At 52.8% G+C, this 25,296-nt stretch carries 25 protein-coding genes and 1 pseudogene; 18 read left to right on the forward strand and 8 right to left on the reverse strand.

All coding sequences use genetic code 11. The features are described 5' to 3' along the window. Positions 1 to 53 precede the first annotated feature (53 nt). Positions 54 to 367, reverse strand: a pseudogene (locus ACA079_RS15620) (hypothetical protein). A 237-nt stretch (positions 368 to 604) separates the two neighbouring features. Between ACA079_RS15620 and ACA079_RS15625 the strand changes: the two are divergent. The 10 genes from ACA079_RS15625 (at position 605) to ACA079_RS15670 (ending at position 11,643) form a co-directional block, all read left to right on the forward strand. Beyond that, positions 605 to 1,873 carry a cystathionine gamma-synthase family protein gene (locus ACA079_RS15625; protein ID WP_497266538.1) on the forward strand — a complete coding sequence of 423 codons (1,269 nt, stop codon included), beginning with the start codon at positions 605 to 607 and terminating at the stop codon, positions 1,871 to 1,873. Positions 1,874 to 2,009: 136 nt separating this feature from the next. Further along, positions 2,010 to 3,446 carry an amino acid permease gene (locus ACA079_RS15630; RefSeq protein ID WP_497704228.1) on the forward strand — a complete coding sequence of 479 codons (1,437 nt, stop codon included), beginning with the start codon at positions 2,010 to 2,012 and terminating at the stop codon, positions 3,444 to 3,446. Between the two features lie 51 nt (positions 3,447 to 3,497). Further along, positions 3,498 to 4,388, forward strand: a complete 891-nt coding sequence (locus ACA079_RS15635; protein WP_497266534.1) for a LysR substrate-binding domain-containing protein — start codon at positions 3,498 to 3,500, stop codon at positions 4,386 to 4,388. 18 nt (positions 4,389 to 4,406) lie between these two features. After that, positions 4,407 to 5,795 (forward strand): threonine synthase, encoded by a 1,389-nt coding sequence (gene thrC, locus ACA079_RS15640; RefSeq protein ID WP_497266532.1) that lies wholly within the window; start codon positions 4,407 to 4,409, stop codon positions 5,793 to 5,795. Continuing rightward, positions 5,792 to 6,229 carry an Lrp/AsnC family transcriptional regulator gene (locus tag ACA079_RS15645; RefSeq protein ID WP_030130664.1) on the forward strand — a complete coding sequence of 146 codons (438 nt, stop codon included), beginning with the start codon at positions 5,792 to 5,794 and terminating at the stop codon, positions 6,227 to 6,229. Before thrC ends, ACA079_RS15645 begins: the two co-directional genes overlap by 4 nt. 113 nt (positions 6,230 to 6,342) lie before the next feature. Continuing rightward, a complete protein-coding gene (locus ACA079_RS15650; protein WP_497266530.1) occupies positions 6,343 to 7,383 on the forward strand; it encodes a homoserine dehydrogenase in 1,041 nt (346 codons plus the stop codon). Positions 7,384 to 7,395: 12 nt separating this feature from the next. Beyond that, the gene (locus ACA079_RS15655; protein WP_497266528.1) at positions 7,396 to 8,814 is read left to right on the forward strand and encodes an aldehyde dehydrogenase family protein; all 1,419 of its coding nucleotides are present in this window, start codon (positions 7,396 to 7,398) and stop codon (positions 8,812 to 8,814) included. 222 nt (positions 8,815 to 9,036) lie between these two features. Beyond that, entirely contained in the window at positions 9,037 to 9,402 is a 366-nt protein-coding gene (locus tag ACA079_RS15660) for a histone-like nucleoid-structuring protein, MvaT/MvaU family (protein WP_497704229.1), read from the forward strand. Positions 9,403 to 9,601: 199 nt separating this feature from the next. Further along, positions 9,602 to 10,597, forward strand: a complete 996-nt coding sequence (locus tag ACA079_RS15665; protein ID WP_497704230.1) for a hypothetical protein — start codon at positions 9,602 to 9,604, stop codon at positions 10,595 to 10,597. Between the two features lie 5 nt (positions 10,598 to 10,602). After that, complete coding sequence (locus ACA079_RS15670) at positions 10,603 to 11,643, forward strand: hypothetical protein (RefSeq protein ID WP_497704231.1); 1,041 nt, start codon at positions 10,603 to 10,605, stop codon at positions 11,641 to 11,643. 322 nt (positions 11,644 to 11,965) lie between these two features. Here ACA079_RS15670 and ACA079_RS15675 read toward each other — a convergent pair whose 3' ends face one another. Next, a complete protein-coding gene (locus ACA079_RS15675) occupies positions 11,966 to 12,856 on the reverse strand; it encodes a DMT family transporter (RefSeq protein WP_497704232.1) in 891 nt (296 codons plus the stop codon). Between the two features lie 14 nt (positions 12,857 to 12,870). Further along, positions 12,871 to 13,743, reverse strand: coding sequence for an aspartyl/asparaginyl beta-hydroxylase domain-containing protein (locus tag ACA079_RS15680; protein ID WP_497704233.1), 873 nt, complete (start codon positions 13,741 to 13,743; stop codon positions 12,871 to 12,873). Between the two features lie 121 nt (positions 13,744 to 13,864). On the opposite strand from ACA079_RS15680, the gene ACA079_RS15685 reads away from it, so the two are divergent. Further along, positions 13,865 to 14,749 carry a LysR substrate-binding domain-containing protein gene (locus ACA079_RS15685; protein ID WP_247286856.1) on the forward strand — a complete coding sequence of 295 codons (885 nt, stop codon included), beginning with the start codon at positions 13,865 to 13,867 and terminating at the stop codon, positions 14,747 to 14,749. A gap of 199 nt (positions 14,750 to 14,948) precedes the next feature. Here the strand turns inward: ACA079_RS15685 and ACA079_RS15690 are convergent, their stop codons facing one another. Both ACA079_RS15690 and glgX read right to left on the reverse strand, forming a co-directional pair. Then, entirely contained in the window at positions 14,949 to 15,176 is a 228-nt protein-coding gene (locus ACA079_RS15690; RefSeq protein ID WP_497704234.1) for a hypothetical protein, read from the reverse strand. Positions 15,177 to 15,431: 255 nt separating this feature from the next. Further along, positions 15,432 to 17,633, reverse strand: coding sequence for a glycogen debranching protein GlgX (gene glgX, locus ACA079_RS15695; RefSeq protein WP_497704235.1), 2,202 nt, complete (start codon positions 17,631 to 17,633; stop codon positions 15,432 to 15,434). 272 nt (positions 17,634 to 17,905) lie between these two features. Between glgX and ACA079_RS15700 the strand changes: the two genes are divergently transcribed. Both ACA079_RS15700 and ACA079_RS15705 read left to right on the forward strand, forming a co-directional pair. Continuing rightward, the gene (locus ACA079_RS15700) at positions 17,906 to 19,150 is read left to right on the forward strand and encodes an outer membrane beta-barrel protein (protein WP_497704236.1); all 1,245 of its coding nucleotides are present in this window, start codon (positions 17,906 to 17,908) and stop codon (positions 19,148 to 19,150) included. Beyond that, positions 19,092 to 19,463 (forward strand): ATP-binding protein, encoded by a 372-nt coding sequence (locus ACA079_RS15705; RefSeq protein WP_497704237.1) that lies wholly within the window; start codon positions 19,092 to 19,094, stop codon positions 19,461 to 19,463. Before ACA079_RS15700 ends, ACA079_RS15705 begins: the two co-directional genes overlap by 59 nt. 97 nt (positions 19,464 to 19,560) lie before the next feature. On the opposite strand, the gene ACA079_RS15710 is transcribed toward ACA079_RS15705, so the two are convergent. The 3 genes from ACA079_RS15710 to ACA079_RS15720 all read right to left on the reverse strand — a co-directional run bounded on the left by ACA079_RS15710 (position 19,561) and on the right by ACA079_RS15720 (position 22,651). Then, positions 19,561 to 20,343 (reverse strand): CHAD domain-containing protein, encoded by a 783-nt coding sequence (locus ACA079_RS15710; protein ID WP_497704238.1) that lies wholly within the window; start codon positions 20,341 to 20,343, stop codon positions 19,561 to 19,563. Positions 20,344 to 20,395: 52 nt separating this feature from the next. After that, complete coding sequence (locus tag ACA079_RS15715) at positions 20,396 to 22,258, reverse strand: pyruvate kinase (RefSeq protein ID WP_497704239.1); 1,863 nt, start codon at positions 22,256 to 22,258, stop codon at positions 20,396 to 20,398. A gap of 132 nt (positions 22,259 to 22,390) precedes the next feature. Beyond that, positions 22,391 to 22,651 (reverse strand): YuaX family protein, encoded by a 261-nt coding sequence (locus tag ACA079_RS15720; protein ID WP_497635032.1) that lies wholly within the window; start codon positions 22,649 to 22,651, stop codon positions 22,391 to 22,393. A 188-nt stretch (positions 22,652 to 22,839) separates the two neighbouring features. Between ACA079_RS15720 and ACA079_RS15725 the strand changes: the two genes are divergently transcribed. The 5 genes from ACA079_RS15725 to ACA079_RS15745 all read left to right on the forward strand — a co-directional run bounded on the left by ACA079_RS15725 (position 22,840) and on the right by ACA079_RS15745 (position 25,211). Continuing rightward, complete coding sequence (locus tag ACA079_RS15725) at positions 22,840 to 23,613, forward strand: ParA family protein (RefSeq protein WP_497704240.1); 774 nt, start codon at positions 22,840 to 22,842, stop codon at positions 23,611 to 23,613. Between the two features lie 174 nt (positions 23,614 to 23,787). Then, positions 23,788 to 24,252, forward strand: a complete 465-nt coding sequence (locus ACA079_RS15730) for an arsenate reductase ArsC (protein ID WP_497704241.1) — start codon at positions 23,788 to 23,790, stop codon at positions 24,250 to 24,252. A 37-nt stretch (positions 24,253 to 24,289) separates the two neighbouring features. Further along, positions 24,290 to 24,535, forward strand: coding sequence for a hypothetical protein (locus tag ACA079_RS15735; protein ID WP_497704242.1), 246 nt, complete (start codon positions 24,290 to 24,292; stop codon positions 24,533 to 24,535). A 27-nt stretch (positions 24,536 to 24,562) separates the two neighbouring features. Next, on the forward strand, positions 24,563 to 24,793 hold the full coding sequence (locus ACA079_RS15740) for a hypothetical protein (protein WP_497704243.1): 231 nt from the start codon (positions 24,563 to 24,565) through the stop codon (positions 24,791 to 24,793). Positions 24,794 to 24,830: 37 nt separating this feature from the next. Further along, positions 24,831 to 25,211, forward strand: a complete 381-nt coding sequence (locus ACA079_RS15745; RefSeq protein WP_009043509.1) for a hypothetical protein — start codon at positions 24,831 to 24,833, stop codon at positions 25,209 to 25,211. Positions 25,212 to 25,296 lie beyond the last annotated feature (85 nt).

Raw genomic sequence — 25,296 nt, forward strand, 5'->3', positions numbered from 1 at the left:
ATCTAGTTGTCCTTTTACGACTGTTCTACACACGCCCCTCTGGATGCATGCGGTTAGTGCCTTATGGAAAGGTACCACTCAGCATAGGGGGTATTGCCGACTTGGTAACTATTGAAATCAGGACTACCATCGTCCCACCAGGCATGCCCGCGCTCCCCGAGCGCCACCTTCGCTGTTTGGACGCTCGCCCTAGCCAACTTAAGCTGCCCAGGATCGCCCGAGGCTTTCGCTGCCTTTACCTCACGCCGCGCTGCCATCAGCTCGTCAACAAGGCGCTGCGGGTCATCTCATTCAGCGAAGGGTTGCTGCAACGCCACAGCTGCCCTTTGACTACAAAGTATCGACCGTCAGGAGTCATTGGGTTCATCTCTGCAAATCCATGGTGCTTTAGTGCTGCATACCCAGCACGTGATGTCTCGCAGCTGAATGTTGGTGAGGTGCTCTCAGCTAGTAACGGTTTGACAATCTGCAACTCGCATCCAGCCATTAAAAAAAGCACCCCTTACTCCCAGATATCATGATTTTTCACAAGCATGAGCCTTCCTTATAGTCCTCCCAAGCCCACATGGAACACGGTTGTGTTTCCCTTGATGCGAGACATTTTATGGAAAATAAGAAACGCGCCGTCCAAGCTTCAGAGGTTGGTATGGGGACTCGAGTCGTATGGGGAGGAGAGCAAGTTCAGCATCCCTACAATGCGACCCAGACACCCATCGTGGTCAGTGCCGCCTATGGCTATGACGATATCGATAAGTGGTATGACGTGGCATTGGGAAAGGAGCCCGGCTTCATTTACAGCCGGATGAGCAACCCCACTGTCTCTGTCTTAGAAGATAAACTCTGTGAGCTCGAAAACGCAGAGTCGGCTGTAGCTTTCAGCACCGGAATGGCCGCAATCAGCGGTGTACTACACACCTTCCTATCCTATGGGCAGCGTGTGATATCTACACGTGACAGCTACGGTGGTACGAACAAAATTTTTGAGGAGTTTCTTCCACGCATGGGTGTGGAGGTAACCCTTTGCGATACGCTCGACACTGTGGCACTTGAGCAGGAGATCGCTAAAGGCTGCAGCGTCCTGTACCTGGAAACACCCACGAACCCAACGCTGAAAATCGTTGATATTCGTCGCCTTGCGGCAGCGGCGAAGCGAGTGGGTGCTTTGGTTGTCGCGGACAATACATTCGCGACGCCTCTGAATCAGAATCCGCTCGCTTTAGGCGTTGATGTGGTTGTGCACAGCGCGACTAAATTCCTGTCCGGTCATGGTGATGTACTCGGTGGTGTGGTTTGCGGCGCCGAGCATTTGATGTCTCAAGTTCGCCATTACCGTGAAATCAATGGTGCCTCGCTGGATCCTTTTTCGGCGTATCTAATCATCCGAGGCATCAAGACTCTGGCTCTGCGTCTTCGCCAGCAACAGGCGAGCGCGCAACTTTTGGCCGAGTACCTCTGTACCGAACCGCTGGTCGAGTCTGTGAACTATCCGGGGTTGCCTCAACATCCAGGTCATGACATCGCTCGTTCGCAAATGAACGGATTCGGAGCCATCGTGAGCTTCGTGCTGAAAGGAGGCATGGACACAGTTACTCGTTTGCTACCGCTGCTCAGATATGCGCATCGGGCGGGTAATTTGGGCGCTGTCGAGACCATCTATGGGCCGGCTCGGACGACCAGTCACGTGGAAAATACCTTGGAAGAACGTCAGGCACTTGGAATTTCCGAAGGTTTGGTTCGAGTGTCCGTAGGTATTGAAGATTCAGCCGATTTATTGGCTGATCTAAAACAAGCCTTCGCTTTAGTGCGAAGTAAGCAAGGTGATGCAAGCCCTCACGCTGACAGTGCTCAACGTTTCATTGAGGTAGGAGCCTGAATACGGGCAGGACTTTCGATATTCATCTTAAGCCCTTCATGAAGAATGAAAATAATAAAATCCAGTGACAACAAAATTGTACTGCCCAAAAGCCAGTTACAAGACGCTTGTCCGAACATTTCATGAGAATACAACTATGACCACACAGATAGAAGATAATCAGCCCGATCCAAATTCGCATTTCAAAAAGGAAATGCAAACCCGCCACATCGTTATGTTGGCGTTGGGCGGTGTAATCGGTACGGGGTTATTCCTTACTTCCGGTTACACGGTTAATCAGGCAGGGCCACTCGGTGCAGTGATCGCTTACATGATCGGTGCAGTGATGGTGTATTTAGTCATGGTCTGTCTCGGTGAGTTGGCTGTACAGATGCCAGAAACCGGATCGTTCAGTAGCTACGCCACGCGATACCTGGGCCCAGGCACAGGCTATACAGTGGCCTGGCTTTACTGGCTCACTTGGGCAGTAGCTATCGGTTCAGAATTTACAGCTGCGGGCATACTGATGGTTCGGTGGTTTCCTGACACACCGGTCTGGATTTGGAGTGCGCTGTTTGCCATTGCAGTCTTCTTAAGCAATGTTGTCTCTGTTCGTTTGTTTGCGGAAACTGAATTTTGGCTTTCGCTGATTAAGGTTCTGACCGTTATCACGTTCATTGTGATCGGCGGAGCGGCAATTTTCGGTCTTTTTCAAGTACAGAATTTGCAGGGTGCGGGACTTTCCAACTTCACACGTGAGGGGCTTTTCCCCACCGGGTTCTTACCCATTGCAATGACCCTCCTAGCTGTTTCCTTCGCATTTTCCGGAACTGAGCTGATCGGAATTGCGGCAGGTGAAGCGCAAGATCCACAAACTAGCGTGCCCAAGGCAATCCGCACGACAGTGGTACGTTTGGCTCTGTTCTTCGTGGGGACAATTTTCGTCCTTGCGACGTTACTGCCACGAGAACAAGCGGGGCTCGTAGAAAGTCCGTTCGTCATGGTGTTTGAGTTGATTGGCATCCCATACTCTGCCGACATTATGAATTTCGTCATTCTCACGGCACTGATTTCCGCCGCTAACTCGGGACTGTATGCAGCATCGCGCATGCTGTGGACATTGAGCGATCAAGGACATATGCCTAAGCGCTACGCCAGGCTCTCCAGTCGGGGCACACCGGTGAACGCCATCGTTCTTAGTATGGCGGGTGCAGTGGCTTCTCTGCTCAGCAGTGTGTTTGCCCCTGATACGGTTTACTTGGCCTTGGTGTCCATTTCCGGTCTGGCGGTCGTAGTCGTGTGGATGAGCATTGCTGCAAGCCAGATCGCGTTCCGTCGTCAATACGTCTCTAATGGCGGACGAGTTGAAGACCTACATTTCCGTGTACGTGGCTATCCATGGGTGCCTATCGGTGCAATGTTGTGTTGTCTGCTGGCCTGTGTGGGTATCGCTTTTGATCCTGAGCAGCGAGTGGCGCTTTACTTCGGCCTCCCCTTTATCGCGTGGTGTTATTTTGTTTACTGGATCACTCGAAACAAGAGAGCAGAGCGGTTGGCTTTAGCCGCAGCTGTTCATTCCTCTAGCACCGCGTGAATTTCTCAGGCAATGATTGAGCATAGATAAAGCCCTGATGAGGTTGCGCCGATGAGCCAAAAGTCACTACCACCCTTGAATTGGTTGAGGGCATTCGAAGTATCGGCGCGTTATTTGAATTTCACCCACGCGGCGGAGGAACTCCATTTGACTCAAGGGGCTGTGAGTCAGCAGATCCGTCAGTTAGAAAGTCACCTCGGTGTGGCGCTGTTCAAGCGCTTACCCCGAGGGCTTGGCTTGACCGAGGAAGGGCAGTCGTACCTGCCTGTCGTACAAGACGCGATCAGTCGCCTTGCAGTTGGCACAAACGAGATTTTCGGCCAGCACAATCGAAGACATTTGAAGGTGCGCGGCAGCCTTTCCTTTCTTCACTATTGGTTGGCCCCCCGACTCGCAGATTTTTGTCGGGAGTATCCCCAGATTGATATTCGATATATCAGCAACATTTGGGTGAAAGAACCGGACGGCGAGGATGACCTGGAGATTCGCTGGGGATGCGGTGAGTGGTCGGGCTTGCACGCTCAGCGTTTGACTTGGGACATCCTTCAGCCTGTTTGCTCCCCAAAGCTAATGGCCAGCTCTCCAATACATGAGCCTTGTGACTTGATGAACCATTCTCTGCTTCATGTGTTGGGGTACGAAGAAGGTTGGGGTTACTGGCTGAAGCGAGTTGGAGCAGACGACGTCGACTATTCCCGTGGCCTTCAGTTTGACACGCTGATTTCCACGATCCGCATGGCCGAACTAGGGCAGGGCGTTGCGCTAGCACGGTCTTCGGTGGTCGAGGATTTGCTCAAGAGTGGGCAGTTGGTTGCGCCATTCAGCCACCGAATCGAGGCCAGCGAATCATTTTATTTGGTGCACGAGCAGACCGAAGTGCTATCGCCTGATGCCGCAAATTTTTCTACTTGGCTGGTGGCTCAAGCTCACCGCCTTTTGTAATACCGATTGGGAGTGGTCATGGATTACGTAAGCACACGCGGCGGTGACATGCGGGCGGACTTTCGCAGTGTGGTTTTGTCGGGGCTCGCCGAAAATGGTGGCCTGTATGTCCCAACCAGTTTGCCGGTATTCACTGAGCAACAAATCACCAGCTGGTCATGGCTGCCGTTTGATGAGCTGGTATGGCGGGTAATCTCGCCCTTTGTTGGCTCGTCCATCGACGAAAGCACCCTCCGTGCCTTGCTCAGCGACAGTTATCAACAATTCAAGCACCGCGCTATTACGCCGCTTGAGCAGATCGGGCATAACGAGTGGATACTCCAGCTGTTTCATGGCCCGACCCGTTCTTCCAAGGATTTCGCCGCGCAATTGCAGTCGCGCCTGGTCGAGCATTTTCTGGAGGAGGTCGGTAAAGAAGCGTTGGTGGTCGGTGCAACTAACGGTGATACCGGCCTCGCAGCGCTTGAAGCCTTTACTAACTGCCCGGCCGCCCGCATGGCGATACTGTATCCGCGCGACGGTCTTGCGCCTGAGCAACTCGGTGCATTGCAGGCAGCCGACCCGCAGCGGGTTCAGCTGTTTCCGGTTGACGGTAATTTCGATGATTGCCAGACGCTGGTCTCCCGACTCTTGCGTGAGTGGCCGTTGGACGGAGTGATGCCGGTCTGTTTCAACTCGACCAATTGGATCGGCGTCCTGGCCCAGATAGTTTTTTACTTCCACGCGGCGTTGCAACTGGGCGGTGGCTCGCGTCCCGTTGGCTTTAGCGTTCCAGCTGCCAGCTCGGCCGAGATCTATGCCGGCTACATCGCGCAGAGAATGGGATTACCCATCAATCAGGTGATCATTTCCACCAACAGCAATGATGCCCTGCACCAGTTTTTTCATTGCAATCGCTACTCCACCCGGATGACTAATCGAACAGTATCGCCGGCGATGGACTTCTCGTTGTTTTCCAACCTGGAGCGGTTTATTTGGGAAATTTACGAGCACGATGGCTGCTCAACAAAAGCGCTGATGGAGCATTTTGAAAGTTGCGGAGAAATGAGCATCGGCAATCAGCAATGGCTGCGTGCCCGAGTACTCTTCGATTCCTATGCGGTAGACGAATCCCAGGTGCGCGATGAGGTGGTCGAACTGTTCCGAGAGACAGGCTCGGCCATCGATCCTCACACCGCTGTCGGTGTACTGGCCGGCCGGCTTCATCGACGCAGCCTGGGGGCGCCAATGGTCACCTTCGGGCAAATTGCGCCGGCCAAGTCGGCGGCGCTGTTGGCCGAGTTGGGTGTCTGGCAAGCAAGCGTTCCGAGCACTGTCGAGGTGCGCGCACAACCACCTTACCTGGCCAAGGACGATCTGGAGGGGCTGTGCCAGGCTCTTCGTGTGGCGCAGCAGAGGCTTTCATGAAGCGCATTCTGGATCCGCTGGACGAGCGCATACTGGCCGAACTTACCGCTAATGCGCGAATAGCCCATATCGAACTGGGTGCCAAGATCAACTTGTCGCGCAATGCTGTGCGCCAGCGCATCGAGCGTCTTGAGCGCGACGGTGCGATCCAGGGCTATACGGTACTTCTTGGTGAGTCGCGGCGGCCTACGTCGCTTATCAGCGCGGTGATCTTTGTCTACCGCTACGACCGCATGCGTGGCGAAGAAGTACTGGCTGCACTGCGCTCCATTCCCGAAGTCGTGCAGTGTGAAGTACTCAGTGGGGAGTTCGATTTAATGCTGCGCGTGAATGCAGCCACACCTGAACGTGTCCATCTCGTGTGGAAGGAAATCGCGGCCATGCCGGGGGTGGAAAACACCGTGACATCGTTCGTCCTTTCAGCAGTGTTTTAAAAATCGTGCTTGGGCAAAATGCCCAACTAATACAGCAGACTGCCATATTCAACTGCCAAAGCCCGACTCTTAGCATGTTCCTATCGAACAACATCAATAAAGGAACAGCTTTTATGACTGAGTACAAAATTGCCTTGGTAGGGTTTGGTGGCGTGAACCGTGGCTTCGCCCAATTGGTCGCCGATCGTAATTCCGAGTGGAAAGAGTCACTGGGCTTCACTATTAAAATTGTCGGTGTCACCGATCTGTTCCTTGGCTCCATCGTTGCTAAAGACGGTCTGGATGCAAAACAGTTAGTCGCGCTGCCGATTGAGAAAGGCGCACTCGCTCAACTGCCCGGCGGCAATGCTGAGGCATTCAACGAAAACGTGATCAAGCATTCCGGTGCAGACATCATCGCTGAGGCCACTTTCACCAATCCGGTGGATGGCGAGCCCGCAACTACCTTTTGCCGCTGGGCCTTGGAAAGTGGCATTCATGTAGTGACCACCAATAAGGGGCCTATTGCGCTGCACGGTGCCGAGCTCAAGGCGTTGGCCCGTCGCAGCCGGGTCGCTTTCGAATACGAGGGGGCGGTGATGAGTGGCACCCCCGTGATTCGTCTGGCCAAACAGGCCTTGGCGGGTGCCAACGTACAAGGTTTCGAAGGCATCCTGAACGGCACCTCCAACTACGTGCTCACCCAAATGAAAGACGGCCTAGCGTTCAACGATGCCGTCGTACAAGCGCAACAACTCGGCTACGCGGAGGCAGATCCAACCGCCGACGTGGAAGGGTTTGACGTACGCCTCAAGGTGGTGATCCTGGCCAACGAACTGCTCAATGCACGATTGAATGTCAGTGATGTAGCGTGTTCGGGTATCAGCAATATCAGCGCGGAAGATATTGCTCAGGCAAGTGCAAATGGCGCGAGCTGGAAACTGATTGGCTCAGCCGATCGTGAAGCAGATGGCTCGGTTCGAGCGAGTGTGGAGGCTCGGTTACTGTCGAACTCACATCCTCTTGCCGGAATTTGCGGTGCTACGAATGCAGTGTCATTCAATACCGAACTGCTGGGGGCTGTCACGGTGTCCGGGCCTGGGGCAGGGCGTATGGAGACAGCCTTCGCATTGCTGTCGGACATCGTCGCTATCCACACCACCTACGGCAAATAACAGGAGATAGTCATGAGCGTATCCAGCATGGCCAGTATCCAGCTTGTTGAAGCCAAACAGATTGATGTGTTCAGTCCATTCGATGGTCGCTTGGTAGGGAGCGTCCCTTGCCTCGATGCAGCCGCAGTTCCTGGCTTGCTGGAACGCGCGCGAATCGGCGTGCGCGAGAGTGCGGCAATGCCTCGTCACCTGCGTGCGCGCATTCTTGAGGACGCCGCCCGGTGTGTGGATCTTGAGTCTGATGCATTTGCCAAGCTGATCGTTGCAGAGGCGGGAAAAACGCTACGACAAGCAGAGAAGGAAGTGAAGCGTTGCGTGAACACGTTGAAGCTATCGGCGGAAGAGGCGCGTCGTAACGCCGGGGAAGTGATTCCATTTGGGGCATATGAAGGATCGGAGTCGCGTCAGGGTTGGTTCACGCGGGAACCGTTGGGGCTTATCGTCGCGATCACTCCCTACAACGATCCGCTGAATTTGGTCGCCCATAAACTCGGCCCGGCAATCGCCGGTGGCAATGCCGTGATTTTGAAACCCTCGGAACTCGCGCCGTTGTCTGCTCTCAAGCTTGTTGAGTGCCTGGTGAAAGCGGGACTTCCACCCTCTGTGATTACCCCGGCTACAGGTGGCGTCGACTTGGGTAAAGCATTGGTAGAGGTACGCGAAGTTCGGATGATTTCCTTTACGGGGGGCTTTGCCACGGGAGAGGCTATTGCACGTAGCGCTGGGTTGAAAAAGTTGGCAATGGATCTCGGAGGGAATGCCCCGGTTCTCGTGCTTGAAGATTGTGATATTGAACCGACCGTGGAGTCCTGTGTGTCTGGTGCCTTTTGGGCCGCAGGGCAGAATTGCATCGGCACACAGCGCATCCTTGTTCATCGTTCAATTTATGAGGACTTCCGTGAGCGTTTTGTCAGCCAAACGCGTGCATTGGTGGTGGGCGATCCTGACCAGCGAGCAACAGATGTAGGCCCGATGATCACGGAACAGGCGGCGCGTCGTACCGAACAATTGGTAAATGATGCGCTGGCCGAGGGTGCCGTTCTTCTGTGTGGGCACCATCGCCAAGGGGGAAGTTATGCGCCGACTGTGCTTGAACACGTGAGGCATAGCAGTACGATTTGGCAGCAGGAGGTCTTCGCGCCGGTGGTTATCCTGGAGCCTTTTGACCATCTGGATGATGCTGTTGCTCTGGCTAACGCAACAGAGTACAGCTTGCATGCAGGTCTTTTTACACGTGACATTTCCAAAGCTTTGAAACTAGCGCGTCAGATTGAGGCGGGTGGTGTGATGATCAATGATTCTTCCGATTATCGTTTTGATGCCATGCCTTTCGGTGGTTTTAAGTACGGAAGTCTGGGGCGCGAAGGTGTTCGATTTGCGTATGAGGACATGACGCAGCCTAAAGTGGTTTGCATCAGCGAGTTGGATTAAACCTACGAAGTAAATTGCCGTCGACGTACATCGGATGGAGGTTTTTTCCCAACGCCCGATGTCCGCTGTGATAAAAATTAGAAGTGGGTCGCGCGACCTTACACAGAAGTGCACGGCCGATGCGTTGTGAGATATCCTGACCTCAACTCTTCAGCGGTGAACGGACAACTTGTTTGGTTCGCCCTATCTCACATATCCACGCAATCATTTACGAGGTTAACTATGTCCAAGCTCGCAGAATTCCGCCAGCTCGAAAAACACCTAGCAGAGCAGCTCGAAGCTCTCGAAACGCTGAAAGGCGATGCTGGCCTGAAGAAAGAAATTGAATTTGAAACAAAGCTGCGCGCTTTGCTCGCCGAGTACGGTTATAGCCTGCTGAACGTGATCAACTTGCTTGACCCTAAGGCTGGTCGTCGCGCGCCAGCTTCTGAGCAAAAAGCCGGCAGCCGCAAGCCACGCCAAGTGAAGGTTTACAAAAATCCAGAATCTGGCGAAGTCGTGGAAACCAAAGGCGGCAACCACAAAACGCTGAAAGAATGGAAAGCGAAATACGGTTCCGACACTGTCGAGTCCTGGCTGACCAAGTGAATTTGGTTTGAGTAAAAAAAGGCCCGCAAGGGCCTTTTTATTAGATGCGTTATGGACTCTGCGAGTTGCATTACAAAAGAACATCTGCAAGGTAAAAAGTCGCTTTAAACATCTCGCTTGATTTTGCAGGTCTCGGCCCTCATCGTTGCCATTTTTTGGCCAGTAGGCCTAGTTTGGGGATCAGGAGCAAGGTGTCTGTATGAAAACAACCATGGTCGGTGTCTGTCTGGTGTGGGCAGTGTTTACGTTCTTTTTCTATCGTGGCTACTACCTGCGGTGGGTACGTCACAGCGATTACGCAGAGTTCGCCAAAGCAACTTTTGCAGCAGTCCAGCAGCACTTCGAGGAACTGAAAGCTAAGCGGCAAAGCGGGACCATCGACAAAGGGTTCAAGATGATCGACGAATCTGCCTGGCGCGAAACCGTCTCTGCGTTCGTCACCAATGTTGTACTCGGCGCACTGAAACCCAACACCCGAAGCCGAATCAAAGCCTCTCAGGCTGTGAGCACGTCTTTCACGACGTTTACCGACAACTTCGTCAGAGAGCTGACCGCACAGGAAACCTATCCGAAAAGCTTCGACTTGAACGCGTTTACACGCTCGATAGAGAGCTACAGCGATGCAGTCGCATTCTTCAGTGGCGAGGCCAAATATCTCCCAGGCAAAGCGTTCGTAAGTCGCTTGGCTGCACTTATACTCGCTGTTGGTCTATTCATCCCTGGTCAACCTACTTACGCCGCAGCGAGCGTGCCGTTCACCCCTCTGGACGCCTGTAACGCATTGACGGAGGTTCCGGGCTTCCAGGTTAACGCCAGCGGCTACAGCGAACTGAGCGACGGCGTCTACTCCTGCGCGACCCCTTACAAGGAACTTGGCACTGCCGGTCTCCCGAATAATTTGGCGCTGTATGGTCGCGGCACCAGCACCCAAGTAACTCGCGTAAAAGTCATGCTCAACGTCAATCAAGCCGTCCACGCGGCGAAGGACACAAAAGTCCTGGCGGATATCTGCTCCAAGATGGTCACCAACCTGGTGGGGGAGGCGCCCGCTGACATGGCCAAGCGAGTAGGTCAGGGCAAGCCCTTCGAAGATGCGTTCAACGGTTATCGCGTATTTCTCAGTAAAAGCGTTTGGTCGACTGGCAGGGGTTACGAGCTGAACTGCGGCATCGCCACCATGGATCACAAGGAGTAAACGACATGGCTAATTCGACTACTGTAACCTCACCACAACCATTCAAGGAACTGAACAACCTGTGGTGGATAGTAACCGTGGCCTTGGTGCTGCTCGGCGCAATGGTCACGCGGGAGAGTTGGATCGCCGGCCTGATGCTGATCGCGTTTGGCGCTGTTGTGAGTCCCTATGGTTTCTCCCGCATCTTGTCCTGGCTCAATGCCGATGACCCGCTGCACTGTAGAGTGATAATCGTCCTTGTCGCGCTAGCGAGCTCGACTTACGTGCTCTCTGAGCACACCGCGAGGGTAGCCGCTGAAGCTGCAGAGGAAAGCCGCATTCAGGCCATCGCCGATGATCGCGCAGCAGAAGCCAAGCAGGCCGCTGACGCGGCGGCTCAGTTGAGCGGTACCCAAGCGTACTTTGCGGCGAACCGGGCGTCAGTGCTGTCGGAGTTTGCGGCTGCTGTAGATGGTAAGAATCTGGCGACGGCGAAGGCGATCCGAGATCGCTTCATCCTCGCGGTGCAAGACCCTGAGTTTGATCTGATCCTCAATCGTTACGTTAGCCTCAGGGAGGACGTTGAACGCACTGAGGCCGAAAAAACACGTCTCGCTAAAATTGCTGAGCTAACCAAGCAACTGTCCACTGTCGGCGCCACAGATTACGACCAAGCGTTCACGGTCTACGCCCAGCTGGTCTCATTGGAGCCGACGAACAAGTTGTATAAGCAAAAGCTTGATCGATTCGTTAAGGCTCGTGATGAGAAAGCCGCCAAGGAGGCTGCAGCGTTGGCTGCTTCAGTGGCTAAGGCAGAGCGCCAAAAGAAAATTGAAGCGCAATTCAGCGGTTACTCCGGTGTGCACTACCAATTCGAGCGGATGATCAAGGAGGCCATGAATGACCCGGACAGTTATGACCACGTCGAGACCAAGTACATCGACAAGGGAAGCTATATCCGCGTCTTCCTTGCATTCAGAGGCAAGAATGGCTTTGGCGGCTTGGTGAAGAACACAAAGGTCGCAGATTTCAGTATCGGGGGTGATTTTCTTCGAGAAGTCGAATAAGTCGGAATGCGCGCAAAGGGCTGTTTGAGGGGCATCTTTGTCGGGTGCGATAAGGTGACACGGTGTACGTTTTGCCTAGAATATTCGGCAGTAAGCTATCTCAGAGCAGCTGTCGGGCTGGATGGTTCGGCGACTGTCGAGTCCTGGCTGACCAAGTGATTTTGGTTTGAGTACAAAAGGGCCTTTTGGGCCCTTTTTTTTGGAGATCATTGAGAGTCGATCTTTTAAGTTCTCCGGCAAAACGAAGGGCGGGCCGAGATGAATAAAGGAGAGGTCGCCCGCATCAAGCTGTTTTTCGCATCAGTTGTACTATGTGGTTGCTCTAAGCCTTAGATGTGAGAACGACCGGGGTAAGCTGGACTTTTCCGAAGCCTTTTACTGCTACGATCACTAATAAAGCTCCCATGATAGTAATCCAAGTGACTTTATTTCCGAATGTGAGGTAGTCCAAAAGCATTGTGATTACTGGAACCATGTAGAAAAGTACGCCGACCTTGCTTGCTGAGTTTTTCGCTAACATACGGAATAAAAGTAATACGGCCAATGTTGATACTACAATCGTCATCCATGTGGCTGAAACTATAAATGTGGGAGTTAAGTTAAGTTTTATCTCGGTGAAAGGGAGTAGTAATAGAAAAATGCAAGATGCGGTCAGAGCTTGGTAGAAAGCTGCGATAACAGGATCAATTACGGACTTCTTCTGCATAACTGAACCGGCGCTTATAGCTATGACAGATATCAAGCCGAAGAACAGTCCAAGCATGGTTACGGCACCAAGGTCGCGCGCCCCAAAAATAGCGATTGTCAAACCTGTCAATCCAAGAAGTAAATAAAAATATCCTATTTTGCCAATTTTTTCATTCGCGAATATCGGGGTTAAAATTGGTTGAAGGCCTAAAATTATTGCAAGAACCCCTGGAGTTAATTTGTAGTTGAGGGCTAAAAAGTAAGCCGTCTGATAGCCTACTTGCAACAAGACACCAATCAGTATTGCTCGTAGCAGCAAGCGTTTTGGCAGTAGCAATGTCTCTTTTAATCCGCGCTCGCCTGCAATTAAGGCGCATACGATAAGCAGCGCCAAACTAGCACCTACGGAGCGTATAGTGAGGAATACGGAAACAGACGCATCCTCAAGCCCTAGCTTGACGAATATGGCTCCGCTACTCCACATTAAGAGAAATAGTAATGGTGAATATTTTTCTAAAGTGTTCATAGCGAAGCTCCAGATTACACGTTCCAGTCGTTTATTGTGTAGCGCTCACCCATGTCTCTTTTCTCAATAAGATATCGACGCAAAGACTTAGCCTTTTTAACGATTTCGCCATTGTTTGCCTGCTCTGCGGCACTAATTATCCAGTCGTAGCAAGATGATACTGGCAAATCATAAATGAAATGATATTTGGAAAGAGCGAATATTATATCTTTGAAAGTAAAGCGATTGATAATTTTTGAGGTCGCGGCAATTACCTCTTTTTTATTGATGTCTGAGAAGGGTTCGCGTTTTATATGGAAGGAGTTGCGATAGGGGGCAAGCGAGGAAGGGGCAGCAAAAATATCGGTATATTCAAACTCGCCCTCATACATGAAGTCCAAGCAGAGAAACATACGGCTTTTCAGTCCGAAATTCACAGCTGCATGGCTGATCCCCGCGTCCAAAAACCAGACTTCACCTGCCATCATTTGGAAAACGCCACGCTCGTCAGAGTGGAAGGCTTCGTCGTTATTCTCAAGGGCTACGAAAACCCGGAAGTAGGTTGTCGCTTTATCAAGCTCAACAAAGTCGCGGTGCGGTATAACCAAACCGTCGACGAGGCTTCTAGCGCGGATCATTTTGAGGTTATCGAGTTTAAAATGCTGCGATACCAGATTTTGGATGCCCGGACAAAGTTTCGCATGTTCAGTACGAAAGCATTTATCGGTATTCCTGTATTGAGTGTCCGATGCGTCGCCGCTTGCGTTATAAACAGAAAGATTTTTCCAATACCCTTGGCCAAACTCATCATATTCTTCAGGCTGCTTAGTGACCGAGTTAAGATATTTAACGTCAGTTTCTAAGTCGTAAGCGCTGATGTTGATTTTTCCGATAATCTTCGACGCCATCATTTGACTCCCTGTTAATTTAGGCTTCAATAGTAAGTCATAGATTGACTATCTACGCGTTAATAATTATGATACGCCCTATCTCGGAATGTGATGATGGATTATCAAAATGAATTTGGACATGAATCAGCTACGTGCATTTGTCACCGTTGCCGAGCTTAAAAGTTTTTCCAAGGCATCCCAGAAGTTATGCCGCGTCCAATCTGCTATCAGTCAGCAGATACAAAAACTTGAAGGCCATCTAGGTTCAGATCTTTTTGTTAGAGGTAAGCGAATGCTGGAGCTGACTGCTCATGGCGATAGCATGCTTGCTTATGCAATAAAAATTTTGGAAGTTAATGATCAAGCAGTAGCAAAATTAACTGATAAATCTTACAAGGGTGTAGTTAGAGTTGGGACGTCTGATACTTATGCATCTAACTACTTCTCGGAAATTATAAAGTGTTGTGCAGACCGCTTTCCTGATATTGAAATCGAGGTGCATTGCGGATACAGCAGTCAAATTTGGCAGAGCTATGAAGCTGGCGAGCTTGATGTTGTGCTGACGCAGGGATGCCCGTCGAGCGTGCCGTCGGAACTCCTTCACTCAGAACCCCTGAAATGGGTTTGCACTTACGAGAGCAAAATTGTTGAAAAAAATCCTGTCCCTCTAGCGCTTTTTACTAAGGGCTGCGGAGATAGAGACTTAATATTAAACGCTTTAAATCGAGTCAAAAAGGCGTACCGGATAAGTTATCATAGTACAAGCCATGCGGGGATTCTCGCGGCCTTGTCGTCTGGCTGTTATGTATCTGCTGTGTTGTTGAGCACTGTTCATGACGAGCTTCGTGTGTTGGGAGAGTCTGAAGGCTTTCCACTAATAGGTAATTTAGATATTTCGCTTGCCTATCATGATAAATCGAAAGGCTCACTCTCAAGTTTATTTGCGGATATATCGAGGAGCTATTTTCAATCACTGAGTGTGGGCCATGTTATCTGTTCAACCAAGCGTGCGTGCGCGACTTGATGTAAAAAAAATTCGCCGCTTTTTGGATTTACCTGTGAGCGGAGCAATAATTCAGCTGTCCGCCTTCGTGCTTGGGGAAGGCAAAGCGAACGGACTCCATATTTAGGTATAGGGTGTACTGTGAGGCTAGCTCGGAAAGTGAGCAGAAGCAGTTGAACACCTGGGTCAGTTTTCAGTCGGCAGAACAGCCTTTACTGGGTCAGTTTTCGGTCAGCGGCAACACAGGCTGCCTTTGAAGATCTGTTGCGCCGCACTTGAACTCCTCATTCTTGCTAATCGTTTCCAGCGCACTACGCACGTTGCCTCCAACCTCGCCCGATCCGCGCTGTTCGACCCACAACGTCAGTTCCATGATAGCGGCCTCAAGGGCAAGCTGGTTTTGATTGATCTTGAAGAGTAGGGAAGGGAGCAGGTCTGAATTTGGCATCGCGATTCCTCCATGAAAGAGCTCAGCTTAGCAAAAGGTCTGGGAAGCCGGGCGCGGCTCCGGCACTGTCGAATCCTGGTTGACCAAGTGAGTTTGGTTTGAGTACCAAAGGGCCCGAGTAAAAAAATTTCCACCGACTCTCTGGGATTTTGCCTGGTGCCCTTTGACAGGGAAGGGCGGCGCTGGATTTCGACGCTGGTTACCCATCCCTGGATAACTCAGGTATTTCCAACCGGCTGGATCGCTCAGGGCAGGCTATCGGCGTTTCTTTTTCTGGCTGACGGCCAGTTCAAATAGCAATGTCGAACGCCCAGCCACTTGGTAGCTGTCGCCAAACTTGAATACTTCCGCTACTTCCAGCTCCGGCTGGTTGGTATCTAACTGCAATTTCCAATTTTGCCCTTGCGGCACTTCGGGCAAGACGAAGGCGACTACGTCGAAATGTGAGTTGACGATAATCAGCAGCGAGTTCTCTCCACCGGCTTTACGAATGCCGGTGGGTTGCGCACGGCCATCAAGCAGAATGCCCATGCAGCGGTTGCTACCATCACTCCATTGCTCGTGGCCCATCTCCTGGCCATTGGGCTGTAACCAGCTGACGTCCTTGATATCCAGATACTCGTTGTAGACGCCCGTGAAGAACCGGTTGCGACGCAGCAATGGGTAGCGCTTGCGTAGGTCGATCAGGTACCGCGTGAAGTCCTGCAGCTCGGCGCTTTTTTCGCTGATTTCCCAGTTGATCCAGCCGATCTCGCTGTCCTGGCAATAAGCGTTGTTACTGCCGCCTTGAGTTCTTGCAAACTCGTCGCCGGCCAGCAGCATGGGCGTGCCTTGAGCCAGGAACAGCGTGGAGAGTAAATTGCGCATCTGGCGGTAGCGCAACTCGATGATCTCGGGGTCATCGGTTTCGCCTTCGACTCCGCAGTTCCAGGAGCGGTTATCCGAGTGCCCATCGCGGTTATCTTCGCCGTTGGCTTCGTTGTGCTTATCGTTGTAAGACACCAAGTCGTTCAGCGTGAAGCCATCGTGGGCAGTAATGAAGTTTACAGAGGAGGCTGGCTCGCGACCGCGTCGGTTGAACTGATCGCCAGAGGCCAGGAAGATTTTGGCGAAATCACCGAGGCGATCATCGTCGCCTTTCCAGAAAGCGCGGGAGATGTCGCGAAACTTGTCGTTCCACTCCATCCAGCCTGGGGGGAAATTACCGACCTGATAGCCGCCAGGGCCGCAATCCCAAGGTTCTGCAATCAATTTGACGTGGTTCAGGGTCGGGTCTTGGCGGCAGGCGTCGAGAAAGCCACCGCCTTCATCGTAGCCGTGGGGTTCGCGGCCAAGGATGGTCGCCAAGTCGAAGCGGAAGCCGTCAACCCCCATCTCGTTACTCCAATAGCGCAACGAGTCAGTGACCATCTGTAGAACGCAAGGATGGCTCATGTTCAGGGTGTTACCAGTACCGGTGTCGTTGATGTAGTAGCGTGCATCGTTCGGCATCAGGCGGTAATAGTTGGCGTTGTCGATGCCCTTGAGAGACAGAGTCGGGCCCATCTCGTTGCCTTCGGCAGTATGGTTGTAGACGACGTCTAGAATGACCTCTAGGCCAGCCTTGTGAAGTCGCGAGACCATAATCTTGAATTCACCGATCGAACTGCCAGCCATGTAGCGTGCATGCGGCGCGAAGAACGCCAACGTGTTGTAACCCCAATAATTTCGCAGGCCTTTCTCAAGCAGGTGGTTGTCATCCAGAAAGTGATGGATAGGCATCAGCTCAACCGAAGTTATGCCCAGCGACTTGATGTATTCCACCACATCACTTTCGTGGAAAGCGGCAAACGTACCGCGCGCAATCTCTGGAACACTGGGATGTTGTTTGGTGAAACCGCGCACGTGGGTTTCATAGAAAACGGTACGGGCCCATGGAACATTTGGCTTGGGCGTGTTGCCCCAGGTAAACGCTGGATCGATCACCCGGCAGCGCGGCATGAACGGCGCGCTGTCGCGCTCATCGAACGATAGGTCAGCGTCGGGATGCCCTATAGTGTAACCAAACAGCGCATCGTCCCACTGCAGCTCACCCACGATCTGCTTGGCGTACGGGTCGATGAGCAGCTTGTGATGGTTGAAGCGATGGCCGTTTTGCGGCTCATAAGGCCCGTGCACTCGATAGCCATATAAAGTGCCAGGCCGGGCGTCGGGTAGGTAACCGTGCCAAGTTTCGTTAGTGAACTCTGGCAGCTCAATCCGCTCGATTTCTTCTTTCCCCTCGGCGTCGAATAAGCAAAGTTCGACCTTTGTAGCGTGGGCCGAGAAAATTGCAAAATTGACCCCGGAACCGTCCCATGTAGCTCCGAGTGGATAGGGCTGGCCTTCCTGAACACGTGACTGCATTTGGCTCTGGAAATCGTTATAGGCGGCGCTCGAGGCTGCGCTTTCAGACGTCGTCGGGGTCATATTATTCATGGCTCATGTGTAAGTTCTTTACCGAAACCAGAATGGCGTGGAAGCAGGCGGACGCTGCGTGAATGGTAGAATCGTGGTTTTGATCCCAGCAGCGTGGAGTCGGTTATGTGTACTCGTAATAGGGTAAGTTAGAACTCATTGCGCTGTTTAGACCATGACAATCTATTGTTTTTTATTGAAATTTTATGCGGCTGAAGAAAAATACGACTACAACTTGACGCACGATTCAATACGCTCTCTCGCTGTTTATCCAAGGTGTCGAGAGCATCACTATGAAGCAGTGCGTCACGCGTTTTTCAGGTCTTGATGGTCGTCTCGTAGTTTCGGGAAAAAGTTCGAACCAAGCCCGCATTTTTCTCCGAATATATGGTGGCGTTGCAGCCCTGCTTGCGGTCACCAGTGTTTCAGCCGACCCACTGTCCGCACCCAGCCTTTCCAGCACGTTGCAGCCGAACGACAACCCTTTTGCCATTGATGCCGGCCCGCAGGGGAAAGTCTACGTAAGTGGGCAACTGACGGGGATCGCCCTGTGGCAAAACCATGTGGTCGATGCACCCGACACCGGCAATTCGCAGTCGCTGTCGGATGTCAGCAACGCCCAGGTGGAAATCCAGACGATCGATGGGCCGCTGCAGTTCTACATTCAGGCCGGATGGTATGCGCTGCCCTCCCTCGGTACGGCCTATCTCAAATCGGACAAGACCGTGGACAGGCTTTACGGCGATGTACCCGTCGGTTACTTGAAGGCGGTGATCAGCCCGGAAATCTCTGTGATGGCCGGCTCGCTGCCCACAATGATCGGGGCCGAGTCGACCTTCACCTTCCAGAACATCAACATCCAGCGCGGGCTGCTGTGGAACCAGGAGCCTGCCATCAGCCGTGGTGTGCAGGTTAACTACTCCGGCGGCAAGACCAATGCAGCGCTATCGCTGAACGACGGTTTCTATTCCGGCAAGTACAACTGGGTGACTGGCTCCTTCTCATACGCCTTTGATGCCGCCAACACCTTGAGCGTGATCGGGGGCGGGAATTTCTCCAGCAACTCGAAGTCCTCGGTCGCGACGCCAACGGCGCAGAACAACAGCCAGATTTATAACTTGATCTTTACCCACACCGAAGGGGCATTGACGCTCACGCCTTACCTGCAATACACCCGGGTCGATGACGACTCACAAGCTGGTGTTGATCGCACGGCGGAAACCTACGGGGCCGCGTTCCTGGCCAAGTACAATTTCTCCAGCCACTGGTCGATCGGCGCCCGCGCCGAATACCTGGACAGCAACGGCGGCGACTGCGGAGCTGACGAGGACTGCTCGCCCACCAACCTGCTTTATGGGACAGGCTCCAACGCCTGGTCGCTGACCGCAACACCCACCTATCAAGACGGTCGCTTCTTCGTGCGCGGCGAGCTTGCCTATGTGCGCGCCGAGGAGGTCACCTCCGGCTCAACCTTTGGCGATGACGGTACCCAGCGCGATCAGGTTCGTGTGCTCGCGGAGGCAGGCGTGCTTTTCTAATTGGCCTTCGGATGCTGGACTTGGAAGAACTAGATCATTACCCATCGAAAGGGGCGCCGATAGATCGACAGGCTGGCGCATCACCGTTTCCAGCGCCGACTCTCACCTAATCAGGGAGCTGACGAGCCTGAGCTTTACCGACACGGCACAAAACGCGGTACTCATCGGCGGGCTGGATACAGGCAAGACGCACCTGGCCGCCGCGCTGGCCGTGTCGGAATTATCGTGCCGGCAATCGCCTGCGGACAAGCGAAATGTCCGCGGCTCGATCAGGACTTTGCTTAAGCGCTGTGCGTCTGATTCGGGCGATTGATCCGCCGTGACTAACGCTTGTTAAAAAGCCGGTATCGTATTAATCCGGCCTTGTCCAAGCAGGATCTAAATGATGGTTTCAATAGGTTTTGTGCACATTAATCTTTTGACTTTTCCAAGTCTTTTTCGAGGTGATCGAGCAGCGACGCCAATTTCAACTCAGCATCGGCTAACGCTTTTTCTGATGCGATTTGCCACGTAGGCGCGATTTCGACCAAATCACTTTCAGATTCGGCCCGCAGGCACCACTGATGATGATCGTGCCATGAGCCGAGCGACGCTTGTACCGACTTCAATTGAGCTTTGGATTTGGCTCTGAGCGGTGACAATGTTGGAAAAGCATCGGTGAGATATCTCGCATTTTTCACGATGATTCTTAGCTCGTGCCGGTCAAAATGCTTGTCCCGAAGCCCGGCGATCAGTTGGTTGATTCTTTTCTTCAGGGCTTTCTGAATGTGTCTTCTGATATGGGCAAGATCGCCGGCCCTCTCGGCGGCCCTGAACAACTCTGTCCATCGATCCAGCTCTCCAAACAATCTGTTGAATGCTGAGCTGCCGGCAATCTTCCGATAATTTTCTGCGAGTGTTCCGGTTCGGCTCATTGCTTGGCGCGGGTACCCCATCTTCCGAAGTTCATCAACGATGACCTCCAGATCTCTCGTGGGGGTAGTGGCCCTGCCTACTTCAGCGGCAGCCTGATTCAATTCTACAACCTCAGGCATGTTGCGCAGTGGTCGCAAAAGGCTTCGTATTTTCCGAACTGCAATCCTCAGGTCATGCAGCGCTTCGCTATCACTGTTGGCTTGCAGCCGAGCTCGCGAGTGATAAAGGGAGACTTCTAGGGAAATGATCTGGGCCACGAAATCGTCGACAAATGACATCATCGTCCTCGCACGGAGTAATGTGAGGACAGAGTAGCAGATGACAATTCTGTTACTCTGATTGCACGGGTAACCTTGCAACGCGCAGCTTTCTCAGCATGTCGCGCTTTTTGTCATGGTGGCTTTGCATGCGTTTAAGCAGGTCGTCCAGCGTGCTGATGGCCTTGAGGATAAACGGCCCTTTGTTCAGCATCACGCACTCGGCGCGGATGCCCATGGCTGCGTCAGTGATCTCCGCTCGGGTAGGGGCGCCCGTCTTGGCTGAGGACTCAAGGACTTGCGTGGCCCAGATGACGGGGACGTGGGCGGCCTCGCATAGACAAAGCATTTCTTCCTGCAGCTCAGCGGTTCGTTCGAAACCTGTCTCCACCGCCAAGTCACCCCGGGCAATCATGATCCCTAATCTTGGACTCCTCATACCTGTGAGCAGCAAATCCGTTAGATTTTCGAAACCTTGGCGGGTTTCGATTTTCAATACAACTCCCAAATGCTCAGCGTTCAGGCGTTCCAGATGCTGAAAAAGAGATCGAACATCTTCTGCTTGATTGACGAACGAGAGTTCAATGATGTCGGCGTGCTGAACGGCAAACTCAAGCGCTGCGATATCGTCTTCGGCCAAAGCCTTGAGACCGAGATTTGTGTCGGGAAGATTGATTCCTTTGTCAGCCTTGAGCTTCACACCACCCGGTGCGTGATGAATCTCAATGTGCAACGCATTGGTCGTTTTGGATAACACCTCACCACCGATCTTCCCATCGTCAAACCATATCGGGTCGCCGGATTTCGTTGCAAGGAAGATTGCGTCAGACGTGCAGCTGATGTGTGCCGAGGTAATCACATTGCCTGCTTCGTCCACTATCGCCGGGCCTCCTTCATCAGGATCTCTTGTGAGCGTTAGCAGATCACCCTCATGCAATTTAATGGTTTGAGACTTAGGAGGCACAGCGATAACTCGCCCGGTGGATTTGCGTTCAGCGGGCGTCTGGAGTTTCAGCTCCATTTCCGGCACGAGGTAGGTGGTTTGATCAAGCTCCACCCAAATGCCTTGAGTATGCGTTTCGACCACGCGCATTGTGCGTTTGGAAAAGCGTGCATCATGGCATTTTAGGATGTCACCCACCTCGATCTGTTCCAGCCACTCAGCGGGTAACTGGATGGAGTCAGCTGCCGGAAAAGCGTCTGATGTTAGATAAAGTCTCCCTGGTTTCAGCACTTTGCCCGTGTCATCGCGTAGCGGGCGGATCTTGAGCACCGGCATACCTTCGGCCAGGGCACCGGTGCGAAGTTTTGGCCCAGGAAGATCCATTGCGACCTGACAGGGTTTTCCCAACTTGAGGCTCGCCCGGCGAACATGTTCAATCATCGCCAGCCATTGTTCCGGCCCATCATGTTCACAGTTGATCCGTTGGCAGTTCATGCCCGCTGCCACCAGGCGTTCAACGAACTCATAATCACCGGCGGCTTCTGTAGGCATGGTGACCATGATACGAACGGCTCTGTCACGGTCGTGGCAGCCGAAGAGAGCCTTGCCGTGTTCAACCAACGATATTGCATCTTTTTTTGGAGGCCTTTTCTGGCCTTCATTACCGCAGGACACCGCTCTTGAGGTCATTCGCTCAAGCACAGATATCACTCGGTCTACTGAGCCACGGACATCGCGTTCGCTTCTTCCAAGTGACGATAGGCCCAATGAAGTCAACTGAGTCTGCAGTGGCCGGATGTCGTGGCGCCTGAGGACAAGGTAATCGAGGAGGTTTGCGGCACTGTCGCGATAGCTCGGATGAATGCGCGATACATCAAGGTGAGACTGCGATGCGCTGCTCATCTTTTTTCGCAGAGCCACTAGGGATTTCAGTGCAGCGTGCGCCTCATCGTCTGCGTTTTCCGCCGGGCCTGAAGGGAGAGGTGTTGTCATGACGAGCACTCGGAAGAGAGGCGAGTCGCCTATTTCCATAGTGGTTCGCCTAGATGACGTTTATCTTACGGCGATGAGCCAGACGTCCGGCGTGTGTCAGCGATGTGTTGCAGCGATTTACACGATGGATGATTACGACCGCGACTGTGTCGCCTGAGACTGTATCCCTTCTACGTATTGCGCTTTGAGCTCTTCCGCCATTGGCCCAAGTATCGGGTTGGATTTGAACTCCATCAGATGGGTATCGATTACCTCGATGACTTGCTTGATGCAGGCTTCAACACTTCCAGGCTCCCGGAGATCGACCCTTATCCTTTCCAGTTCCAAATCCAGTGCTTTCAAGACGGGTTCTGCATTTCGCATCTGCGCCCGTAGTGCGTCTAGTGTCAGCAACGCCTGCTCTCCGTGTCTGTGATGCCTGATTCGCTCATAGGCAAGTGTGAGGAAAAAGAACTCTGTGGTCGCGTACCCGGTTAGGTGTATACGGGGCCCAGCTCGCTGACACATAAAGTTCATCAAGTTAGCACTGTAGATCAACAACAAATCGATAGACTGGAGTTTTTGCCAAAGGGAGGGCATTGATGCGCCGTGTCATTTTCAATCAAAAAGGTGGAGTAGGTAAGTCGAGCATTGTGTGCAACCTCGCCGCCGCAAGCGCAGCTGAAGGCTATCGCACGCTTGTGGTCGATCTGGATGCCCAAGCCAATTCCACTTACTACCTGACAGGGCTGACCGGGGATAACATCCCAGTGGGTATTGCCGATTTTTTCAAGCAAACGCTGTCTTCAGGGCCGGCGGCGAAGAAAAGTCGCGTGCAGATCTTCGAGACCGCCCATGACAATCTTCACGTCATCACAGCCAGCGGCGAGCTCGCTGATCTCCAGCCCAAGCTGGAAGCGAAATTCAAGATCAACAAATTGCGCCGGCTACTGGACGAGGTTTCCCAAGACTACGACCGCGTTTACATCGATACGCCACCAGCCATGAATTTCTATGCGTTCAGTGCGCTCATCGCAGCGGATTCGGTGTTGATTCCATTTGATTGCGATACCTTCGCTCGCCAAGCGTTGTATCAAGTGCTGGAACAGGTGGCAGAACTACAGGCTGACCATAATGAGTCACTGGTCGTTGAAGGGATTGTCATCAATCACTATCTGAGCACCACTGGCTTCCACCGCAATCTGGTCGACGAACTCATCAAGGAAGGGTTGCCAATTCTCCCGGTGTATCTTGGCAGCTCGGTCAAGATGCGTGAATCTCATGAGCGATGCCTACCCCTGATTTATCTGGACAGGCATCACAAACTGACAGGCCAGTTCGTTGATCTCTTGAATCTATTGGAGGAGGCAGACTGAAATAGCTTTGCTCAATTTGATCTGCCTGCCGCTACGGCAGTGTCCACGGATGGTGCCGGCGCTGAAAGATTTGGAAATAGTACATCCCATCGACTCGAAGTCGGGCGATCAAAAACGCTGCTTAACTGAACAATGACGGTTTCTCTGATCACTGTTCGAGCGGGGAGGAGAGGAATGGCTGACAAATTACGGGTTCTGTTTGTCTGCGCCAAAAATGATGTCCGTTCCGTGTTGGCCGAAGCGCTGCTTCGCCACACCGACTCATCAGACTTCGAAGCTTTCAGTGCAGGCGTTGAGCCTGGTCAGGTTGATCTTCGAACCCTGGAGTCTCTCGAACACATAGGCATAGAGACCAACGGCCTGCGTAGCAAATCGATCGATGAGTTTGAAGGGCAGGAGTTTCACTACGTCATCACGCTGTGTGACAAGTCTTCTGAGGAAGCATCGCGAATGCCGACGTACGGCGAGATGATCGTGTGGAATTTTGAAGACCCAACGACCAGTGAGCGGCATGAGCCTTTTCGTCACGCGCTCCAGGAAATTCATGACCGCATCAAGATGTTTGTCATGGTGAAGACCAGGAAGGGAGGCTCAAAGCTCTCAACACATTCCTCTGCAGAACGTGATGAGCCGATTTGACTTCCACTTTACGTATTCAGCGTAATGTCTCGCGACTATGAGCCTTAAATGTAAGCTTCCGCCCAACACACCTTGCGTGATTAAACGGGCGCCCACTTGTGCGGCAACAGATCCTAATCTCACTCGCGCGCTGCGTCGGCAGGCGAGTGACTTCAAGACCAAGCCGGATGCGGATGACGAAGCCATCGAGCTGACGGTGCGGGAGTTGAACCTCCTACTGGAGGGAATCGACCTCTGGGGCAATCAACCTCACAAGGTGCTGGCGCCACGCTTCGTCACCTGAGCCGGTATAATCCACGGCATGATTTCCGTGCCCGAAACCCTTCCTGACGACCCTATTTTGCTGAAACAGCTTTTGCTGTCGCTGCATAAGCAGATGTTTTCGAAGGACAAGGAAATGTCTGCCAAGGATGAGCAGATCGAGCGTCTATGGGCGCATCGTTCGAGGGTTCTGACGACGATCAGACGCTTGATGCCAAAAAGAGGCGGAGAGTTGATTCTGGCAAGCGATGAGCAGACATTTTTTTGCGATTTACTCTGATACGCTGCTGAAACACTCGTTTACAGGAGTTGTTCGCATGATTGGCAAGTTAATTTCGACGGGTTTCAGTTTGGCCACCTTGCCCGCCCGCCTGACTTTTCGCAGCGTCCGCGCCTTGGCCATGACGCCTGCCGAAGCCAGCCGCCTACTGGCGGACATGCGTCAGGCATCGGATCAGGCGGTGCAGGAACTCCAGGGGCTGTTGGCCAACGTCGATGCGGACATGACCCACAAAACGGCGCACCTCAGTGCTGCCGACAAGCGCCTGGCAGCCGAACTGGCCCTGCACGCCGCCGAACAACACCTGAACATGGCCGCGATCAACATTCTGCGGGCCGTCTGGCTAACGCTTCACTCGACGCCGAACTTGCCGCCAAGCGAGCTTGATAAGCGTCTTGAACAGACACGTAACGACTAACAGACCGTCCGGCGGATCGGTCGATCCGAGCGAGAAATGGGAGCTCAGCATCCTTGAATCGGCGCTTCATGTGCAGGTGGGGTTT

Source organism: Pseudomonas sp. LBUM1645 (assembly GCF_059716185.1).

Excerpts from the sequence above, each read along its gene's own strand:
- ACA079_RS15625 (WP_497266538.1), top strand. The coding sequence starts at position 605 with ATGGAAAATAAGAAACGCGCCGTCCAAGCTTCAGAGGTTGGTATGGGG.
- ACA079_RS15630 (WP_497704228.1), top strand. The coding sequence starts at position 2,010 with ATGACCACACAGATAGAAGATAATCAGCCCGATCCAAATTCGCATTTC.
- ACA079_RS15635 (WP_497266534.1), top strand. The coding sequence starts at position 3,498 with ATGAGCCAAAAGTCACTACCACCCTTGAATTGGTTGAGGGCATTCGAA.
- thrC (WP_497266532.1), top strand. The coding sequence starts at position 4,407 with ATGGATTACGTAAGCACACGCGGCGGTGACATGCGGGCGGACTTTCGC.
- ACA079_RS15645 (WP_030130664.1), top strand. The coding sequence starts at position 5,792 with ATGAAGCGCATTCTGGATCCGCTGGACGAGCGCATACTGGCCGAACTT.
- ACA079_RS15650 (WP_497266530.1), top strand. The coding sequence starts at position 6,343 with ATGACTGAGTACAAAATTGCCTTGGTAGGGTTTGGTGGCGTGAACCGT.
- ACA079_RS15655 (WP_497266528.1), top strand. The coding sequence starts at position 7,396 with ATGAGCGTATCCAGCATGGCCAGTATCCAGCTTGTTGAAGCCAAACAG.
- ACA079_RS15660 (WP_497704229.1), top strand. The coding sequence starts at position 9,037 with ATGTCCAAGCTCGCAGAATTCCGCCAGCTCGAAAAACACCTAGCAGAG.
- ACA079_RS15665 (WP_497704230.1), top strand. The coding sequence starts at position 9,602 with ATGAAAACAACCATGGTCGGTGTCTGTCTGGTGTGGGCAGTGTTTACG.
- ACA079_RS15670 (WP_497704231.1), top strand. The coding sequence starts at position 10,603 with ATGGCTAATTCGACTACTGTAACCTCACCACAACCATTCAAGGAACTG.
- ACA079_RS15675 (WP_497704232.1), bottom strand. The coding sequence starts at position 12,856 with ATGAACACTTTAGAAAAATATTCACCATTACTATTTCTCTTAATGTGG.
- ACA079_RS15680 (WP_497704233.1), bottom strand. The coding sequence starts at position 13,743 with ATGGCGTCGAAGATTATCGGAAAAATCAACATCAGCGCTTACGACTTA.
- ACA079_RS15685 (WP_247286856.1), top strand. The coding sequence starts at position 13,865 with ATGAATCAGCTACGTGCATTTGTCACCGTTGCCGAGCTTAAAAGTTTT.
- ACA079_RS15690 (WP_497704234.1), bottom strand. The coding sequence starts at position 15,176 with ATGCCAAATTCAGACCTGCTCCCTTCCCTACTCTTCAAGATCAATCAA.
- glgX (WP_497704235.1), bottom strand. The coding sequence starts at position 17,633 with ATGAATAATATGACCCCGACGACGTCTGAAAGCGCAGCCTCGAGCGCC.
- ACA079_RS15700 (WP_497704236.1), top strand. The coding sequence starts at position 17,906 with ATGAAGCAGTGCGTCACGCGTTTTTCAGGTCTTGATGGTCGTCTCGTA.
- ACA079_RS15705 (WP_497704237.1), top strand. The coding sequence starts at position 19,092 with ATGACGGTACCCAGCGCGATCAGGTTCGTGTGCTCGCGGAGGCAGGCG.
- ACA079_RS15710 (WP_497704238.1), bottom strand. The coding sequence starts at position 20,343 with ATGTCATTTGTCGACGATTTCGTGGCCCAGATCATTTCCCTAGAAGTC.
- ACA079_RS15715 (WP_497704239.1), bottom strand. The coding sequence starts at position 22,258 with ATGACAACACCTCTCCCTTCAGGCCCGGCGGAAAACGCAGACGATGAG.
- ACA079_RS15725 (WP_497704240.1), top strand. The coding sequence starts at position 22,840 with ATGCGCCGTGTCATTTTCAATCAAAAAGGTGGAGTAGGTAAGTCGAGC.
- ACA079_RS15730 (WP_497704241.1), top strand. The coding sequence starts at position 23,788 with ATGGCTGACAAATTACGGGTTCTGTTTGTCTGCGCCAAAAATGATGTC.
- ACA079_RS15735 (WP_497704242.1), top strand. The coding sequence starts at position 24,290 with ATGAGCCTTAAATGTAAGCTTCCGCCCAACACACCTTGCGTGATTAAA.
- ACA079_RS15745 (WP_009043509.1), top strand. The coding sequence starts at position 24,831 with ATGATTGGCAAGTTAATTTCGACGGGTTTCAGTTTGGCCACCTTGCCC.